This is a genomic window from Pseudoalteromonas sp. NZS71_1 (assembly GCF_015864305.1).
In the GTDB taxonomy this organism is placed as follows: domain Bacteria; phylum Pseudomonadota; class Gammaproteobacteria; order Enterobacterales; family Alteromonadaceae; genus Pseudoalteromonas; species Pseudoalteromonas arctica.
Genome location: NZ_JADYXM010000017.1, coordinates 70,913 through 89,989 on the forward strand (window position 1 = coordinate 70,913; position 19,077 = coordinate 89,989).

Here is a 19,077-nt window from a genome sequence, read left to right on the forward strand (position 1 = left end):
CGCTTAGCCGTTAATAAGCTCAGCTAATAGCGCTTTAGCTTGTTCTAATTCTAATGTGACTTGTTCTTTACGCTCGCGTAAATACTTGATGGTCACAACGCCTTTTTCTAATTCATCTTCACCAATAATCACTGCAACAAGTGCATCGCTTTTATCAGCACGTTTTAATTGTTTTTTAAAGTTGCCGCCGCCCGCATGTACCATAACGCGTAAACCCGGTACGTCTTTACGTAGTTGCGCTGCAATTGCAGGAGCTTGAATGCTTGCTTTGTCGCCCATTGCTGCTAAATATACATCAGCATTACGACGAATGTCACCTACACACTCAAGTGCTTGTAGTAATAATACTAAGCGCTCTAGACCCATTGCAAAACCGACTGCTGGCGTTGCTTTGCCGCCAAGTTGTTCAACTAAGCCATCGTAACGTCCGCCAGCACATACAGTGCCTTGTGCACCTAAACTGTCGGTTACCCATTCAAATACAGTGCGGTTGTAGTAGTCTAAACCACGTACTAACTTTTCATTAACCGTATATGAGACGCCAGCAGCGTCTAAACGTTCACATAAATTTGCAAAATGTTCTTTTGATTCAGCATCTAAATTTTCAGACAATTTAGGCGCATCAGTTAAAATTGCTTGTACGTCTGGGTTTTTGCTATCAAGTACGCGTAATGGGTTTGAATACATACGACGTTTTGAGTCTTCATCAAGCACATCAATGTGTTGCTCAAGGTAGGCTACTAACGCATCACGGTAATCTGCACGCGCTTCGTTAGACCCTAAAGAATTTAGCTCCAAACGAACGTGCTCAGTAATACCAAAAGCTTCCCATAGTTGCGCTGTTAATAAAATAACTTCTGCGTCTATATCTGCTGTAGCAATACCAAATGTTTCTAAACCAAATTGGTGAAACTGACGGTAACGACCTTTTTGCGGACGCTCGTGACGAAACATTGGACCCATGTACCAAAGGCGTTGTTCTTGATTATATAGTAAGCCATTTTGGTTGCCAGCACGTACGCATACTGCGGTGCCTTCTGGGCGAAGTGTTAATAAGTCGCCATTGCGATCGGCAAAGGTGTACATTTCTTTTTCTACTATATCGGTAACTTCACCAATAGAGCGTTTAAATAAGTCGGTTGATTCTACAATAGGAAAACGAATTTCTTGATAACCGAACGATGCTACTGTCTCGCGTAAAATGTTTTCTACTTTCTGCCAAACTTGTGTATCGCCCGGCAGACAATCGTTCATACCGCGAACTGCCTGAATTTGTTTTGCCACTGATAAATCCTAAATGCTGTTTTTTTGTGTAATGAAAAATGCTTACACAACAAGAATGCTAAAAATTGACCCGCCATTATATACCCAAACCACCCCAAGATGCGAGTTTCAGTTGGAATTAAAAGCGATTTAGGCAAGGCATTGATTGAAAGTAATAGTGGTTCTATTGTTAAAATCAATAACGCAGTATAAATCGCTTTTAAACCAACCCGTTGGGTGTTTCACAGACACTTACTCTCATCGTTGTTACTTTTTAAAAGGGATTGCCATTCTTGCAAAGTAACGCCTTGATATTAAGAGCCTGTGAAACGCTGAATTCTGTATCTTGGGGTCGTTTGGGTATCCACTAGCTATAAAGGTAAACGCCAAACACCGCTGTTTGGCGCTTTATGCGGTATTTATTCGACTATTTTTATGTCAATCGGTGTTTGGTTCTGCTTTTTTTCTATAAAGTCGCGTACATAACCTTCAAGCTGGTCAACAATGTTGTTGTTATCAATGCGCGCTTTTTGGCGTTCGCCATTTATATACAAACCAGAACGACGATTTGCACCGGCAAGCCCTATATCACTCACAAGCGCTTCACCTGGTCCATTTACAACGCAACCAATTACCGAAACTGACATAGGTTCGATAATATCCTCTAAGCGCTCTTCAAGTTGGTTCATGGTGCTTACTACATCAAACTCTTGGCGTGAGCAGCTAGGGCAGGCAATAAAGTTAATTCCACGCGAACGAATGCGCAATGAATTTAAGATATCAAAGCCGACTTTAATTTCTTGAACAGGATCGGCAGCAAGTGATACACGCAGGGTATCGCCAATACCTTCGGCAAGAAGCATACCTAAACCTACTGCAGATTTAACAGAGCCTGAGCGCATGCCGCCCGCTTCGGTAATACCTAAATGCAGTGGTTGGTCTATTTCTTTAGCGAGTAAGCGATATGCACCTACCGCTAAAAATACGTCAGATGCTTTTACCGATATTTTAAATTGGTCAAAATCAAGGCGGCGCAATATATCTACATGGCGCATTGCTGATTCTAATAAGGCTTCTGGTGTTGGTTCGCCGTATTTTTCTTGTAAGTCGCGCTCTAGTGAACCGCCATTTACACCAATACGAATAGGAATGTTATGCTCGCGTGCTGAGTCTACTACGGCTCTAATACGCTCTTCGCTACCTATATTACCCGGGTTTATACGCAGGCAATCAACGCCGTATTTTGCCACTTTTAAGGCTATACGGTAATCAAAGTGAATATCGGCTACTAGCGGAATAGTCACTTGTTCTTTAATACTTTTAAACGCTTGCGCAGCGTCCATAGTCGGTACTGATACACGGACTATGTCGGCACCTGCATCTTGTATTGCCTGTATTTGTGCAACAGTTGCATCAACATCCATGGTGTCGGTGTTGGTCATTGATTGCACTGCAATAGGGGCACCATCACCAATAGGTACGTTACCTACATTGATTCGGGTGGATTTTCTGCGTTTAATTGGGGATTCTGAAAACATAGCGACTACTCTGCTAGTGGTAATGTAAATTTGGCTAAACGGTTTTGAGGAAATGCAGAAACATCTACAGGTTCACCGTTTAAAGTAATGTCTACAGCGTCATGCTTACCAAGCACAACTGAAAAAGGAGGCGTACCGCTTACGGTCATAATGTAGCCTGCTTTTTTAACGCCGAATGCTATTTTTTCACCTTCGCCGTCGTAAATTTCAACCCAACTTTCGCCATTAAAGTTCATGACAATTGTACTGCTAGCATCTTCTTGACTTGCGTTGTTAGAAGCAATAGGAGCTGTTTCTTTAACTATTTCTGGGCTTGTTGATGTTTCACTAGACGTGCTTTGTGATTCTAATAATGATTCATCGTCAATTTCGGCTTGTTGCTGTTGCTCTGAAATACTGGGTTGAGCGGCTTGGCGCTCGCTCATTTTTGAGTTGGCAACGTTTATGTTACTCGTTTGCTCTTCAATAGGTGTCGCGTTTTGCCAAAACCATAAAGCAGATGAGCCAATAACAATCGCTAAAATTAAATAGCTAAAAAACATTAAACGACTGTCGTTTGCTTCTTTTTCTGTACGGCGTGAAAAACTCTGCATATTAGCGGGTTTAGCCGGCTCCGGTGGGGCTGGCATCATTGCTAATATAGGTGCGCTATCTACTTTTAATTCACGGCAATAGTTTTTTATATAGCCTTTAACAAAAGTAATAGGGCCGAGTAATGTAAATTCATCATTTTCAAGGCGTTTAATTTGAAGTTCAGACAGCTTTAACGGTGCAGCAATAGTCGCTATGCTAACGTTCGCTTGTTCTCTGTGATTTTTTAATATCTGGCCTACAGTTGGCTGTTCGCTCTGTGTTTGCGTATTTTCTTCATTCATAATGTGTATGAGTCTGGATCCACTAGTAAAAGTTTGTGCCCTGGTTTTAGTGCTATATCAGGACTTAATTTATTCCATCGCATTAATTCATCAATTAATACATGCCGCTGGGTAGCTATATCGTAAAGGGAATCACCAGCTTTAATTTCGTAATAAATATTTGGATCGTTTAGGTATATTTTACTTCCATTCATTACCCGATCCGACTCTTTTAGACCATTCCATTGCAGGAGCTTTTGTAGTTTAACATTGTATCGCACCGAAATGCTAAATAGGTTTTCGCCAACAGCAATTACGTGAAATGGCACGCGTAAAGGCGATACTTTAGGGTTAAGCATTGGGAGCTCTGTTTTTTGTACTGCTTCGTAACTTTTAAATTCAATATCTGCATCATTTTGATAGCTGCTATTTTCAAATACAGTTGTATTTTTAGTCGCTTCGTAGAATACCACGTCACTACTATTTTTTTGAGCGGTAACTGCAGGAACTGAATTACTATAGTTACTAGTTTGCTGCGAATTAAACTGGCCTGTTTTAGGTGCGCCAAACGAAATTATTGTAACTTCGTCATCAGCTTTAGTTGGTTGCTTTGCTGCTATAGCTTCTTTTTGAGGTTCGTAAACGGGCTTAGCTTTTTTAGGTGCAGCTACTACGGAATCTGCAGAGTCGTGCTCAGTAGTAAGTGCAAGCATAACAGCCGATGTATCGGTAGGTTTGCTTGGTGCGACGACTTTAGGAACTTCTTCTTTTTGAGTTGTTATTTGTTTTGCTATTACGGCTGTTTCATCGGCTTCCTTACTGACCGTGTTTTGTACCGCCTTAGCTTGCTTTTCTCTTACTATAACTGGATTTACATCTTGGTTATTTGCTATTGCGATCTTTTTATCTGTTTTTTGCTCGTCGTTTGTTACCAAGCTTGTTGAACCGTCTTGTGGTGAACGTTTCTTTCTGATTACTTTTATTTTTGGTTTTGAACTAACGTGCGCGCCGCTTTCGTCGTTTTTTAGTTCTTTTAACTGCGCTTTGCGGTATTTTTCTCGCAGTATTTCAAACTCATTAAAACGTGTTCTTTTCTCTTTTAATGCATAGGCTTCGTTACTGCTAGAGTAAGTTTGTAAAATAGTGCTGGAAATTTTTTCAGCCTCTTCTATTCTGCCCATTCTGTTTTTTACAAGGTAGCTAAGCATTAATGCGCGAGAAGATACTCGACCTGTGCTTTCGTAGCGTTTTAAAAGTTCACTGGCTTTGTATAAGTCACTTTTTGCGTAATACAGCGCTGCTAAACTAATTAACGTAGATGTACGCTGAGAGCTGTGATTAAGTGCCTGTTGAAAGTAACTTTCTGCATTTTCGAAATCATCAAATTCAATAGCACACAAGGCTAAATTTTCGTAACTTTCGGCAACGCGAATATAGCTTGGTACTTCAATGGCTTTTAAAAATTGATCCGTAGCACGATCGTATTCATCAATGCCACATAAAAACACACCGTAGTTATTAAGCGTATTAGGATCGTCAGGCTTTATTTCGAGTGCTTTTTGGTAGGCTTTATCAGCTAGCGGGTTTTCGCCTACTTGTTGATAGTAATAAGCAAGAGAGTAATGTACTTCAGGTAGGTCAGGAGCAAATGCAGCTGCACGTTCTAAATTGTATTTGGCTTGAGAGTTATTACCCGTTTTTAAATACTGTAAGGCTAAAGCAATTCGTGTTCGTGCTGCGCCAGTATTATTAATTTTATTTTCGACGACGGGCTTATTACTGCCGTTATAACTACTTTCGCTAACACAGCCACTTAAGGCAAGTGTTGATAGTGTTATAGCAAGTATAGATCGCATTACCTTATCTCTTTATTTTTAGTCCATGGCGCCTATCTTACCTAAAACCTTTAGTCTTGCATCATTTATTTAAAAATAAACAACTTAACCACCCTACATGACTAATTCACATAGGGTGGCTACAGATTATGCTTGGTGGATATTAACGCTAATTGCGTTATCGTCACGCATTTTCTTTTTAGCTAAACGTTTAGTACGGTCAACTACGTCACCTACTAACTGTCCGCAAGCAGCGTCAATATCGTCACCGCGAGTACGACGAACAATACAGGTAACGCCTGCTGCTTGTAATACTTTTGAAAAACGGTCAATACGGCTATTGCTTGAGCGCGTGTATTCATTACCCGGGAATGGGTTAAACGGAATAAGGTTTACCTTACAAGGTGTGCCTTTTAACGTTTGCACTAATGCATGCGCCTGATCGGTGCTGTCGTTAATACCGTTAAGCATAACGTATTCAACCGTTACATCTTTATTTGCTTTTGAGCCATCGATATAACGACGACATGAGGCTAAAAACTCTTCAATAGGGTACTTTTTATTAACTGGCACTAAAATGTCACGCAGCGCGTTATCGGGTGCGTGAAGTGAAATAGCCAGTGCTACGTCAATTTTCTCTTTTAGTAAATCAAGTGCAGGTACAACGCCTGAAGTACTTAATGTTACGCGGCGCTTAGATAAACCAAAGCCCCAATCGTCCATCATTAGTTCCATTGCTGGCACTACGTTTTTAAGATTAAGTAAAGGCTCGCCCATACCCATCATTACAACGTTAGTTACTGGGCGCTTTTCGCTATGACCATCAAGGCCTATATCTTTAGCTACACGCCAAACTTGACCAATAATTTCAGATACTTTTAAGTTACGGTTAAAGCCTTGTTGAGCAGTAGAACAAAAAGTACATTCAAGAGCACAACCCACTTGTGATGATACACATAACGTAGCGCGCTCTTTTTCAGGGATCCAAACGGCTTCTACTTCTTGGCCGCCTTCCAGAATAAGTGCGTACTTAATAGTACCGTCGCTTGCTTGTTGGCGCACAGTGATTTCTGGCGCTACAATTTCGCACTCAGCTTTAAGTTTTTCTTTAAGCTTTTTATTTACGTTGCTCATATCGTCGAAGTTATCTACGCCAAAATGATAAATCCATTTCATCACCTGGTCACTACGAAACGGCTTTTCACCGAACGATGCAAATAGCTCGCGCATTGCTTCTCGGTTTAAATCTAATAAGTTAATCTTTTTTTGCTCGGTCATGAAACAACCTCAATCGGTGACGGTGGAGATAAAATTTACGAGGACGAATTGTACACAATTCACTCACTTTAATCATTAAGTAAAACATCATGAGTTTCTGATTAATACTTTACGTAATGACTAAAAAAGGGCCCGAAAGCCCTTTTCAATATGTTAACGAATTCGAATTAACGAGTACGTGAACAAAGCTCTTCGTCAGCGAAGAAGTACGCGATTTCGCGAGCAGCAGATTCAACAGCGTCAGAACCGTGAACAGCATTTTCGTCGATGCTATCAGCGTAGTCTGCACGTAAAGTACCAGCTAGTGCTTCAGCAGGGTTAGTAGCACCCATGATTTCACGGTTTTTAAGAACAGCGTTTTCGCCTTCAAGAACTGTAACCATTACTGGACCAGATGTCATGAAAGATACTAAAGCACCGAAGAAAGGACGTTCGCTATGTTCAGCGTAGAAACCTTCAGCTTTCTCTTGTGAAAGGTGAACCATTTTAGCTGCAACGATTTTAAGGCCAGCAGATTCGAAACGGTTGTAGATAGCGCCAATGTGGTTTTTAGCAACTGCATCAGGTTTTACGATTGAAAAAGTACGTTCTAAAGCCATCTTTATGCTCCAATAATTTTAAGTAAAAGTGTGAATATTAACGGGCGCGAATTATACGCGTTTTAAGTGAAAAATCCTAATTTTATTAAAAACCAGTTTGGTTGCCGTTTTGTGATCTCGATCAAACGCAAATTATTGACCGCATTTATACTGCCGCGCTTCTGTTTACTTATTTGTTAATGAATAATCTGAATTCTGCTTAGGATAGATTTATTTTTCAGAGTTCAGGTTAACTACTTATGCAACTGGCTTAAACCCAGTTTGATGTATGGAGCGCACATGCCACCCGTTATTTCCTCAATGCCTTTTATTCCTGAATTATTATGCCCCGCAGGCAGTTTGAAAAACATGCGCTACGCATTTGCTTATGGCGCAGATGCGGTTTATGCGGGGCAGCCTCGTTATAGTTTGCGTGTGCGTAATAATGAGTTTGATCTAGATACTCTGAAAGTAGGCATTAGTGAAGCGCATGCGCAAAATAAAAAGTTTTATGTTGTGTCTAATATTGCGCCGCATAATGCCAAAGTTAAATCGTATTTACGTGATATAGAACCTGTTATTGCGATGCAGCCCGATGCGCTGATTATGTCAGACCCTGGTCTAATTATGCTTGTTCGTGAAAAATGGCCGGCCATGCCAATTCACTTATCGGTGCAAGCAAATGCGGTAAATTACGCGAGTGTACAATTTTGGGCAAAGCAGGGGATTGAACGCGTTATTTTATCACGGGAGCTATCGCTCGAAGAAATAACAGAAATACGCACACTCTGCCCAGACACCGAACTTGAAGTGTTTGTACATGGTGCGCTTTGTATGGCGTATTCAGGGCGTTGTTTACTCTCTGGTTATATAAACAAGCGCGATCCAAATCAAGGCACGTGTACTAATGCATGTAGATGGGATTATGATGTAAAACCTGGGGTTGAAAACGAAACCGGCGAAATGGTGCATAAAATTGACCCAAAACAGGTTATTCCTACACTGGGCGAAGGCGCGCCAAGTAACGATGTATTTATGCTAGAGGAACAAGGCCGCCCTGGTGAGTACATGCCTGCATTCGAGGATGAGCACGGCACCTATATTATGAACTCAAAAGATTTACGCGCAGTGCAATACGTAGAGCAGTTAACAAAAATGGGTGTACATAGTTTAAAAATAGAAGGGCGTACTAAGTCATTTTATTATGTAGCGCGCACAGCACAAGTTTATCGCAAAGCAATAGACGACGCAGCTGCGGGTAAACCATTTGATACTAACTTATTTAAAACTCTCGAAAATCTAGCGCATCGTGGTTATACCGAAGGCTTTTTAAAACGCCACGCTCACCAAGATTATCAAAACTATGAGTACGGTCATTCTGTATCAACTAAACAGCAATTTGTAGGCGAGGTGCTAGGACGTAGCGAAAATGGCTTAGTTGAAATTGACGTTAAAAATAAATTTTGTACAGGTCACTCCTTAGAGCTTATGACACCACAAGGTAACATTACTTTTAAGCTTGAATATATGGAAAACAAAAAGGGGGAAACTATTAGCGATGCTAAAGGCTCTGGTCACATTGTAAAAATACCGCTAAATGAAGGCATTAACTTAGCGCACGCTATTTTAATGCGTAATCTTGATGAGCATCAAGATACTCGTAATCCATTTAAACAACCTAGTTAGCCTTTTTAGTAACTGCTCAGACCATTTTATTATCTAATATAGTCAGTAAAGTAAAATTGAGCAGTTATATTTTCTACACTCCCTAATAAAATAACTAACCTATATTTATGTAAATGCCATTTATGAAACCTATATTGCCAGTAATGCTTATTTATAAAATTTAAAAAGCGAATATACTAGGCCTTCACATTTAACACGTGTTGTTAAAGCGCTGAACACAATTACTTTTTTGTTTTTAAAGGAATCATTTTAGTATGTGGATAATTTTTGCATTACTCGCAACCGTTTTTTTTGGTGCTCGAGGAATAATGTACCAATGGACGTCGCAAAAAAAGATTAACCGTAATCTATTATTATTCGGTGTTTTTTTTGTAGGCTTCATAATTAGCGCGCTAGGTACTGTAATATTTGAACACACATGGTACGGCTGGGCTGACATTACTGTTGGGCTCGCTTTAGGTTTTGGATCTTTTGCAGCTAATGGGTTTTTGCACAAAGGGTTTTCGGCCGGAAAGGCGTCTTTAATTAGCATCCTGTCGGGGTTAACGCCTTTATTTGTACTTTTATTTGCCTTTTTATTATGGCAAGAGACCTTAACTGTTGTTCAATTAATCGGCTTTTTTATTATTTTTGGCGGTCTTTATATTATTCGCTACTCCAGCGATATCTCATTAAGTAACTTACAAGGCGCGCAATGGGGATTACTCGCGGCACTGTTCTTTGCATTTAATGATTTAATGGGTAAGCAATCAACGCTTCTTGAGGCGGATACGTTTGCAACTTTAACGTCTATGTTTGGTTTTGGTAGCTTTCTTTTTGCCGTTAGTTGGTTAGTAAAGCGTAAAAAAATGCTAGCAGAGCAAGGCAGCTCCAAAGCATATTGGTCTGCCGGTAAAACATTTTCGTGCGGGTTACTTATTGGTTTAACTAATGTGGCTGGCATGGTTGCAATAATATCGGCTTTTGCTATTGGTAATACAGGGCTAGTTTCAGCGATTTCAGGTATGAATATTTTAATTATTTTGTTGTACTCACGCATCATTCTAAAAGAGTCTTTTACACGCCAAGAAGTTATAGGATTAACAACGGCATTTTTAGGTGTAATCGTACTAAGGCTTAGTTTTTAAAAGATGAATTAGCTTAATTACTTTGCTGTGAAAAGCCTACACTGCTACATTTTAGTAAAGTGTTGCAGTGTATACTCTATAAGTAATCGCACTCGATAAGGGATTTGTTTTCTGTCGCGATAAAGCATAGAAAATGGCTGCCCTTTGCTTTGCCAATCAGGAAGAATACGTTTAATCTTTCCGGCTTTAATAAGTGGTAATGCTATATAATCAGGGATATAGCTAATACCCACACCAGATTCAACGGCTTGTTTCATCATTTGAATTTCATCAACTTCTAATCGAACATGTTTGTTTGGATTAAAACTGTACTCTTCACTCGTTTGCTGATTTTTTAATTGCCACGGTACCAACCCAACGCACGTAACTTTTGGTTGCTCTTCTAATTGCTCAGGATGAGTGATGGATTGATAATCATAGTCTAAATGAGTACATAATATATTGTGAGTAAGCTTAAGCTCCCTAATAACCCAATTATCAATGGCAGGATTTCTTACTCTAAACGCTATATCAATCCCTTCTTTTTCAATATCAATAAGGTTATTTGAAAAGCGTAAATCTAGTTGAATATCGGGATACTGCAGTAAAAAATCACAAAAAATAGCACTTAAAAAATGTTTACCCATGTAAATGGGTGCACAGATCCTAATTTTCCCTTTAGGTTGGTCTTTCTCATCACAAAGTGCTTGCTCTATACACTCTACTTCATCGAATAGTTTACGATAGCGATCGTAATATAACTCGCCAGTATGCGTAAGTGTAACTCGATGGGCATCTCGATTTAGTAACGTTAATTGAAGTGCTTGCTCTAATAAACGTATTCTACGGCTCAAAGTTGATAGTGACATATCAAGGCTTATTGATGCTTTTTTAAAGCTACCTAGTTTTACTATGGTGCAAAAGTAACGTAAATCATCGAGAGAATAACTAGCTGCCATCAGAACTACTTTATTGTTTAGGATATAGGCAATATTAACAGCGACGCTTTAAAATTTCATTAGAGAAGCCAGAAGTTTTTATTGATAAAGATCAACAAAGAAAAAGTCAATAAAATGCATAATTTAACGCTGTTAATCATATAATTTAAAATAAAGCAGTAAAGGCTCTATTTTTCTTCAGTTCTTGTTTTATATGAATTTTAATTAACGAGGCTAGAAAATGGCTCTACTCATAAATAACAAATGCATTAACTGCGATATGTGTGACCCAGAGTGCCCTAATGAGGCTATTTATATGGGCGCTAAAATATACCAAATAGATGCTAGTAAATGTACTGAGTGTGTAGGGCATTATGATAAACCTACTTGCGTGAGTGTTTGCCTTATTGACTGCATAAAGCCCGATCCGAATAAGCGTGTAACCTTGGACGAACTAGCAGAAAAATTTGTGCTGCTAACGAACTTATAACTTGTTCAGGTATTTTGCTAAGCCGCTTTTACTATTGGCTAAAAACACTATCTACATTACTTATTTAACTTGTAGTTAAAGTCCGCCGTCATGCATTTTTAGTTTCAATCAAATCTTATTACCTTCATTAATTATAAACTATATTGTGTTACCTTAAGGCTTTATAAACTCAAGTATTAATCTAAGTTTTAGATTGCATTCTATAGGAGTCTATTTTGGATATAGGTATTAACGCTATTCAGGCTGTATCTTCAAAACAAGCCATATTTATTAATGATGAGTGCCGAGTATTTGTAATTGGCGATCTTGACGGTGATTTACCTGCCTTAAAAAACGCACTTAATAACGTAAATTTTAACCCTGAAAGAGATACTTTGTTTTGCCTAGGCGATTTTGTTGATCGCGGGGATAAAACATATGACTTATTTACATACTTACAAGCCATTAGGGCATGTATGATATTAGGTAATCATGAGCATTTAATGTTGGAATCATTATTAAGTAATGATAAAGCGGCTTTTAAATTATGGACTGACAATGGTGGCAATTGGCACAAGTCGGTATCGAGTGAAAAGCTCAATGTTATGTGCGATGAGTTACTAACTAAACCTCTTTCAATAGTACTTGAATATCGCGGTTATAAAGTTGGGTTGTCTCATACATTTGCACAATCGTGGGATTGGGAAAATTACCCTGATGATAAATCGGTGATTGTGCAATCTCTATTGTGGGATCGCGAAGTAGTTAAACAAAATAAGGTAGTTAAAAGTCATGGAGTCGACTTTTCAATACATGGACATAACTCAACTAAAGCACCTTTCTGGGTGGGTAATAGCTATCATATAGATACCAATTATTATGGTGGAAAGCCTACACTCTTAGAACTCTCTGATGTTATTAATAAATTAGAGAAGTAGTATAAAGTTCGTTGGTTGTTGACCTCATATAAGTTAATTTTCAGTAAAGTACTTTTTTTGCACAATACTAAGGATGCTAAGCGTGGATATGTGCTTTAAACAAATGATCAGAAAATTATAACTATATAAATACTGAATAGCTGCGGTATAAACTTTTTTGGGGCGATTTCTACTTTTTACAGAGATTAAATTATCCCCAGTTTGAAAAATTTAACCATTAAAGAATAGCAGTTCTTTAATGGTTAAATTTTACTGAAGGAGCTATGTAGATTTTAAATTACGGAGTAAATAGCTGTTTATTTTGTGTAAGTAAATATACAAGCTCCGTTATAACCCATAGATCATCTATATTATTCTGCTATAGCTACTTTCTCAGTCCAAGCTTCTGGCATGTTAAGTGCGCCAACCGCTTTTACCATACAGCGAATTTCTTTCCCAGATTCTTCACTCGTAATATCGTAGGTATTAGTTGCGGTGTATGTTAACGGATAACCATCAGCAAACCAATAATAACGAATATCTGTAATATCTTGTAAATTAGCTTGGCAGATTATGGTGCCACCAACTACTTTTTCTCCTGTAATAATTGGTTTACTGATAAAGGATTTTGGGATTTTTATTATGTTTGATGTTTTTTGTAGTACTTCAATAGAGTCTATGGTGAAGCTTTCTTGATCGCTCGTCGGATTGCCATCGTAAGATCTGAGCGCATAGTCAAGTTGCAAATCAAGCCTTTCAAGATAAGTTGGTGCGGTTGGTACACGACCAACTTCAACCCACTTTTCATTCCCAGCTTCATCTTTAATAGTCACATTTATATAAGTCATGTCATTATCAATAACAAATTCCCAGGTGTGGTATTGCCCATCCCAAAATTCAAGACCACCTTCAATTTTACTTTTTTGCTCCGTCAGTTCTCCCCAATATGCTTTGTAACTTTTATAACTAGAGTCATCTTTTGCAAATATGTTTGGTACATGAGCATAGTGGTAATGAGAAGAAAGCCCGTTCAACCAAGCTCCATTTTTTCCATCGAATTCAAACCAATCTACTTCGATGCGGTTTGCTGTTCGCCAAAACAAAAAATCAGGATTATAAGACCAAAATGCTGGAAATAACCCCCCAGGCAAATCATTTTTGTTTATTTTAGGAAGCATACTACGAATTCGAAAAATTTTTGGCCCAGTCCAAGTATATCCATGTCCAAGATCATTCACGCTATAAAAAGCACTCGCTTTCCATCTTTCGTTTTGTTTTCGTAGCAAAAGAGATTGTTTTTTTTCATCTTCATCATGGGGATAAACATTAAATGTTTCACTAGGAGGCATCAGCTGAGCACTCGCGCCAACTGCCGGATTAAACCCAGGTGCAGACCAAAGGTCAGATTCACCACTAAAACTCGCTTTTACTCGATTATTACGAAAGTCATCATAAAATACTCTTTCAAAGTCGTCTGTAGATACACGTTCCCCACCACCATTAATGCGTACTTCAGAGCTATTAATAGAGCTCCCCCAAGCCGTCCATTCTTTTTCATTATGAATATAACGATAAGGGAAGTCTTCAGCATCCATTACAGGTCTAATATTTTTATATGGATGCTTGTTTGGCAGATCAATTGAAGATATTCCATTACTAAATAACGCTTTATTAGTACTAAGACGATAAGCAGCCCAGCCAGTCATTTTTTGAACCATAGCTTCTGATGGTTCAGTTAAACCAAATACTAATGAATCATATGCCCAAGCCATATTACCAATATCTTTATCGCCAATGTATGAGGAAGTATTACTAATCCACTCGCCTGAAAAGCGATCTGGTTGGACTGTTTCACTAGATATTAATGTACCATTTACGGAGGCGAACATCTGACCATAGCGGATCCCGGCAACAATAACATTCCATGTTTTACCATCTGCGACCACGCCATTTTTAGTGGTCATAATTCGTTTATCAAGACCATTATTATTTAGACCGACATACTGAATACTTAGACCGTTTGTTTTGTTATACCAGATTTTAGGAGATGACTTATTTGAACCTTTACCATGGTTAATATCTAATAAAACCGTTTCAGAATTATTACCTGTATTAGCATCGATCCTAAAAGTAAAAAGCATCCATCTGTAATTCCATCTAGCATCGCGCTGACCAGGCATTATTAAATATTGCCCAGAATTCTCCGTAAATTCAATACCATTATTTTTTCTTGTTTTGGCTGGTTGAAGGGAGAGATTTGCTTGTGTTGCATTAGCTATAATAGTTCCGCGAGAAGAATGATTTATTACATTACCTATTACAGTGTCTTCTTGAAAATAAGCAGACATAAGCCACTCAGGAAAAAGGTTTAAAGCCCAAGGAACTTTGGTTGTGCTATCAATTGCGCGTTTGGGAATACGCAGCGATAATGGGAGTCGACCAGTGGTTTGCTCTAGTACTGTTACCTTACCATCATCATTAGTGTCGTAATTAGCGTTGATTTCTGGATATTTTCCCCCAAGAAAATCAAGTAACAATTTACGTTCGTAGTCATCATATAAGCCATTGTCATCTAGATCAAAGTTAGATTTTGCACTGTGGGCGTTGCTGTCATTGATAAACCAAATAATAAAACATACAGCAATGATTAATTTAATATTACTTTTCATAAATAAGCTCCTATTCAAGGTTAATTTATTAGGAATATTCATCCAAGCGAGTATTAAAATACAAAATATTGAATAAACAACGATATATAAACCAGTTATATTTAGTGGTGTTTTAGCATATGACTAGATTTATACGATAATTAAAAGTAAATATCTCCCTCTGTCACCAACTAACTCTTTAGGGTTGCGTTAAATATTTTTTATAGTTATAAAGTTCTTTAAATAACTTTAGTCTATATTCTTTGAAAATCTACCTAATACACCTTAAAAATAAATATTAGCTTAGGTATTAAAGGTGCTGTCTACATGAGCTTTTTATTCACTGTTGCCTGAAAGCAGCTCATCTAATTTTAAGCTCTCGTTAATAAAAGATTAAGTTTGGTTGTATAAAATTAGCAAAATTTTTTTCTTTGCGTCAATTTGATTGCTGCAGAATGATTAACTAACTTGCTTGAATCAACATAAGCAGCTTTAAACGGAATAGCACTTCCTATGACAGCACTTAGCTATAATAATAACTCAGTACACGCTTCGTCTAAACTTTCAAAATCAACATTGTGTCTTTCTATTTTATCCGCGATAGGTTGCGCCAATGCATTTAGTGCAGAAATAACCGAGGAAGCAAAAATAAAAAAAGATATAGAAGTAATAGAAGTACGTGGTATCCGTTCAAGCATGGCCGAAAACTTAGATGTAAAACGTATGTCTGGCTCTGTGGTTGATGCAATTACCGCGGAAGACATTGGAAAATTCCCTGATAAAAACGTTGCCGACTCTCTTCAACGTGTACCTGGTGTGGTAATTGAGCGTGATGGTGGAGAAGGTTCATCTGTCAGTATTCGTGGTTTATCGTCAGAACTTACCTTTACACAGCTTAATGGTAATTTTATTGCGTCTTCTCCGGGAGAGCCTTCGCGTTCGTTTGATTATGCTTTGTTACCGTCTTCGATGATTGAGAGTGTAGAGGTTTATAAATCGCCAGAGGCACGCTTAGATGAAGGAGGGGTTGGTGGTACTGTATTAATGCATAGCCGAAAGCCTTTGAGTATGGATGCAAACTCGGGTGTATTTAATGTAGAGAGTACTTACGCTGATGTTACAAAAGAATATGAACCACAGTTTACGGGTTTATATTCATGGAAAAACGACAACGAAAACTTTGGTGTATTAGTTGGCTATACCTATCAGGAACGAATAAACAGGACACTTTCGGGCGGAACTGATGCAAATGTATGGCGCTATACTGGTACTGGGCAACCTACAGATATAAACGGTAACGCAGTTAATAACAATAATGGTTGGGATACTATTAATGATGCAAACGGCAACAGTTACGATGGAGTTTGGTTTCCACAAGTTGTGCGAGGTTCAGTTCTTAACGAAAAACGTGAGCGCGAAGGAATTCAATTTAGTACGCAATGGCGACCAACAAATCGTTTAGAGCTTGGCTTTAATTACTTTGGCTTTACACTCGGCCAAGACAGAACAGAATCTGTGATTGATATACCAGAGTGGTCTTTAAATCCTGATTTTTTAACGGATGTAAATCTTGATGAGTCGGGAACTATTGTCACTGGTATGCAATACAATGCGATGGCAAGCGGTATTGAAAGTGATATGCAGTTTCCGTGGATGCGCGGCAGTTATGTACGTGAAGAATCCACCTCCGATACCTTTGATTTTAATTTAACTTATGAAGGCGATAATTTTAAAGCGCGTTTTGTCGTGGGTAATACAAAATCAGAAGGGGGGCCGGAAGAAAGCTGGGAAGCTGCATATAAAAGTTCAAACGCGGGCGAAAACGCCACTGCTATTCAAAATGCTGCTCAAACGGCAGGCTGGTCACTCAACCAAAATAATGTATCACTTAATATTGCCCCTAATACACTAGCTAACTTGCAAAGTGGAATTGGAGGCGGTCGTGATGCTGGCTCTTCAAACTCAAGTTTTGTACGCAGTGAGTTAGAAGAAGATTATTACCAAGCTGATGTGGATTTTTATGTTGATTGGGGCTTTTTAAAAACAATTAGAACCGGTGTCAAATACCGTAACTCCACGCTTCATCGTGAAACTGGTAATACCTTCTTTTTAGATCCTAATTTTGATATTGCTGCGGGCGAAGCAAGCGAGCAAGGTATTACGCGTTTTGACAGCTACCAATGGAATGGTGGAATGCCATTAGCTCAAAATGTATTTACTAGTGAGAGTAATATAGTAGGGGGTTTTGATATAAACCAAATGCCAAGTATCGACTGGGACAAATACCGCGATATGGTCACTGCTAACTATGTACCTTATACACGCATTGAAGATAACTTTGTTTACGACATTGAAGAGAAGATATCTGCTTTTTATATACAAGGCGATTTTGAATTTAGTGAAGTAAGAGGTAATTTGGGCGTGCGTGTTGTGCAAACAAAAACACTTACTTCATCTACTGACTTATATACCTACCAATTAGATCACACAAATGACGAAACAGGCGAGCCAGTAACTGGTGACGCACGCTTTGTAGAAGACTATCAATTAGTCACTCAAGAAAACAAAGACACTCAAATACTACCAAGCTTTAATATAGCGTGGGATGCAACTGACGATTTAGTTATTCGTGGGGCAATAGCAAAAGTAATGTCTCGTCCTGATTACAGCGATTTAGGTGCGCAGCAGCGTATTACGTTCGTATCGGATGAATGGGCAAATGATAGAGCTGCATTTAATGAACAGCCAGGTTTTAGCGGTAGTGGTGGTAATAAAAACTTGAAGCCATTTGAATCGGTGCAAGCTGATTTATCTATTGAGTATTATTATGCAAAGGGTTCTGCGGTTGGATTGGCACTTTTTCATAAGAAAGTAGATAACTTTGTTGTGCCACTGGTAATTGATGTAGAGCAAAACTTTGCCGGTAAAAATAATATAGTAGATGTAGGAATCATTAATATAGCTCCGTACAGTACTGTAGGTAATGGTACCGATGCAGTATCTAAAGGCGCGGAAGTATTTGTCCAGCATGCGTTTGATAATGGCTTTGGTTTTTATGCAAACTACACCTATAACAAAACCAATAAAGCAGATGTAACAGTAAATGGTGAAGAGTTTGGTCAGTCGGCATTAATAGGTAGTGCAAAGTATCAGTACAACACCTCTGTTTATTATGAAGGTGACGCTTTTAATGTGCGCGCTTCATATAACAAACGAGGGGAGACAGTATTAGGCCTTAATAGTGGGTTAAATGTATATCAAGATCCATACGAACAGATTGATGTTAATGCATCGGTTAACTTATACGAAGGACTAAGCTTAACCGCTGCTGTTATTAATTTAACTAAGTCGGAATCGGTAACGCGTTTAGGTGATGATACAGATGCACGATTACTTAATTCAAGCTATTCAGGGCGACGCTATTACGCAGGCTTTAATTATAGTTTTTAATTAACGGCATACGTAAGACTTTATTAAACGCCAACTAAAAACTGTAGTTGGCTTAGCCTAACGCACCTACTATTGTAGTTTTATGTATGCACATAGTTTAACTGCTCATGTGTTGGTTGTTTAATAGGCAATAAAAGCTCTGTAGCCCTTTGTTTGTATAGCTTTCATACTAAATTCATTTAATTGTCAAAAAGCTGAAATAAAACATTGACCCCCGCTCGAATCTCCCTATAATGCGACCCCACTGAGACAGGAAACGCCAACGCATAGCGAGGCACGAACAACTCAGAGAGTTAAATAAAACTTCGGTTTTAAATCTTCAAANAACTCAGAGAGTTAAATAAAACTTCGGTTTTAAATCTTCAAAAAGAAAGTTTAAAACTAAGTGTTGACTCGAAAAATAAAGGGTGTATTATTCGCATCCCTTGAGACGCTAAAGCGACTCAAAACGTTCTTTAACAATATAAAGCAATCATCTGTGTGGGCACTCGTACAGATTGAGTTCTAACAGCCAACC

The 19,077-nt window shown here is 38.5% G+C and carries 13 protein-coding genes; 5 read left to right on the top strand and 8 right to left on the bottom strand.

The window, feature by feature from the left end; all coding sequences use genetic code 11:
• Positions 1 to 3: 3 nt before the first annotated feature.
• The 6 genes from hisS to ndk all read right to left on the bottom strand — a co-directional run bounded on the left by hisS (position 4) and on the right by ndk (position 7,367).
• Positions 4 to 1,284 (bottom strand): histidine--tRNA ligase, encoded by a 1,281-nt coding sequence (gene hisS, locus I6F43_RS18015; RefSeq protein ID WP_024604284.1) that lies wholly within the window; start codon positions 1,282 to 1,284, stop codon positions 4 to 6.
• A gap of 398 nt (positions 1,285 to 1,682) precedes the next feature.
• Positions 1,683 to 2,801, bottom strand: a complete 1,119-nt coding sequence (gene ispG, locus I6F43_RS18020; RefSeq protein ID WP_165722896.1) for a flavodoxin-dependent (E)-4-hydroxy-3-methylbut-2-enyl-diphosphate synthase — start codon at positions 2,799 to 2,801, stop codon at positions 1,683 to 1,685.
• Between the two features lie 5 nt (positions 2,802 to 2,806).
• Positions 2,807 to 3,676, bottom strand: a complete 870-nt coding sequence (locus I6F43_RS18025; protein WP_024591180.1) for a RodZ domain-containing protein — start codon at positions 3,674 to 3,676, stop codon at positions 2,807 to 2,809.
• Positions 3,673 to 5,511 carry a type IV pilus biogenesis/stability protein PilW gene (pilW, locus tag I6F43_RS18030; protein WP_197103435.1) on the bottom strand — a complete coding sequence of 613 codons (1,839 nt, stop codon included), beginning with the start codon at positions 5,509 to 5,511 and terminating at the stop codon, positions 3,673 to 3,675. The genes I6F43_RS18025 and pilW overlap by 4 nt, the downstream gene beginning before the upstream one ends.
• A gap of 126 nt (positions 5,512 to 5,637) precedes the next feature.
• Positions 5,638 to 6,768, bottom strand: a complete 1,131-nt coding sequence (locus I6F43_RS18035) for a bifunctional tRNA (adenosine(37)-C2)-methyltransferase TrmG/ribosomal RNA large subunit methyltransferase RlmN (RefSeq protein WP_007583420.1) — start codon at positions 6,766 to 6,768, stop codon at positions 5,638 to 5,640.
• Between the two features lie 167 nt (positions 6,769 to 6,935).
• Positions 6,936 to 7,367, bottom strand: a complete 432-nt coding sequence (gene ndk / locus I6F43_RS18040; RefSeq protein WP_007377442.1) for a nucleoside-diphosphate kinase — start codon at positions 7,365 to 7,367, stop codon at positions 6,936 to 6,938.
• A 279-nt stretch (positions 7,368 to 7,646) separates the two neighbouring features.
• On the opposite strand from ndk, the gene trhP reads away from it, so the two are divergent.
• Both trhP and I6F43_RS18050 read left to right on the top strand, forming a co-directional pair.
• Positions 7,647 to 9,032 carry a prephenate-dependent tRNA uridine(34) hydroxylase TrhP gene (gene trhP, locus I6F43_RS18045; RefSeq protein WP_197103436.1) on the top strand — a complete coding sequence of 462 codons (1,386 nt, stop codon included), beginning with the start codon at positions 7,647 to 7,649 and terminating at the stop codon, positions 9,030 to 9,032.
• Between the two features lie 254 nt (positions 9,033 to 9,286).
• Positions 9,287 to 10,159: a DMT family transporter gene (locus tag I6F43_RS18050; protein WP_197103437.1), complete on the top strand. Its 873-nt coding sequence runs from the start codon at positions 9,287 to 9,289 to the stop codon at positions 10,157 to 10,159.
• A gap of 44 nt (positions 10,160 to 10,203) precedes the next feature.
• On the opposite strand, the gene I6F43_RS18055 is transcribed toward I6F43_RS18050, so the two are convergent.
• The gene (locus I6F43_RS18055; protein WP_197103438.1) at positions 10,204 to 11,097 is read right to left on the bottom strand and encodes a LysR family transcriptional regulator; all 894 of its coding nucleotides are present in this window, start codon (positions 11,095 to 11,097) and stop codon (positions 10,204 to 10,206) included.
• A 220-nt stretch (positions 11,098 to 11,317) separates the two neighbouring features.
• On the opposite strand from I6F43_RS18055, the gene I6F43_RS18060 reads away from it, so the two are divergent.
• Positions 11,318 to 11,566, top strand: a complete 249-nt coding sequence (locus I6F43_RS18060) for a YfhL family 4Fe-4S dicluster ferredoxin (protein WP_197103439.1) — start codon at positions 11,318 to 11,320, stop codon at positions 11,564 to 11,566.
• Positions 11,567 to 11,781: 215 nt separating this feature from the next.
• Positions 11,782 to 12,483 (top strand): metallophosphoesterase, encoded by a 702-nt coding sequence (locus I6F43_RS18065; RefSeq protein ID WP_197103440.1) that lies wholly within the window; start codon positions 11,782 to 11,784, stop codon positions 12,481 to 12,483.
• 350 nt (positions 12,484 to 12,833) lie between these two features.
• On the opposite strand, the gene I6F43_RS18070 is transcribed toward I6F43_RS18065, so the two are convergent.
• Positions 12,834 to 15,131, bottom strand: coding sequence for a hypothetical protein (locus tag I6F43_RS18070; RefSeq protein ID WP_197103442.1), 2,298 nt, complete (start codon positions 15,129 to 15,131; stop codon positions 12,834 to 12,836).
• Between the two features lie 492 nt (positions 15,132 to 15,623).
• Here I6F43_RS18070 and I6F43_RS18075 point away from each other — a divergent pair, with 492 nt between their 5' ends.
• Positions 15,624 to 18,560: a TonB-dependent receptor gene (locus I6F43_RS18075; protein ID WP_197103444.1), complete on the top strand. Its 2,937-nt coding sequence runs from the start codon at positions 15,624 to 15,626 to the stop codon at positions 18,558 to 18,560.
• The last annotated feature ends 517 nt before the right edge of the window (positions 18,561 to 19,077 follow it).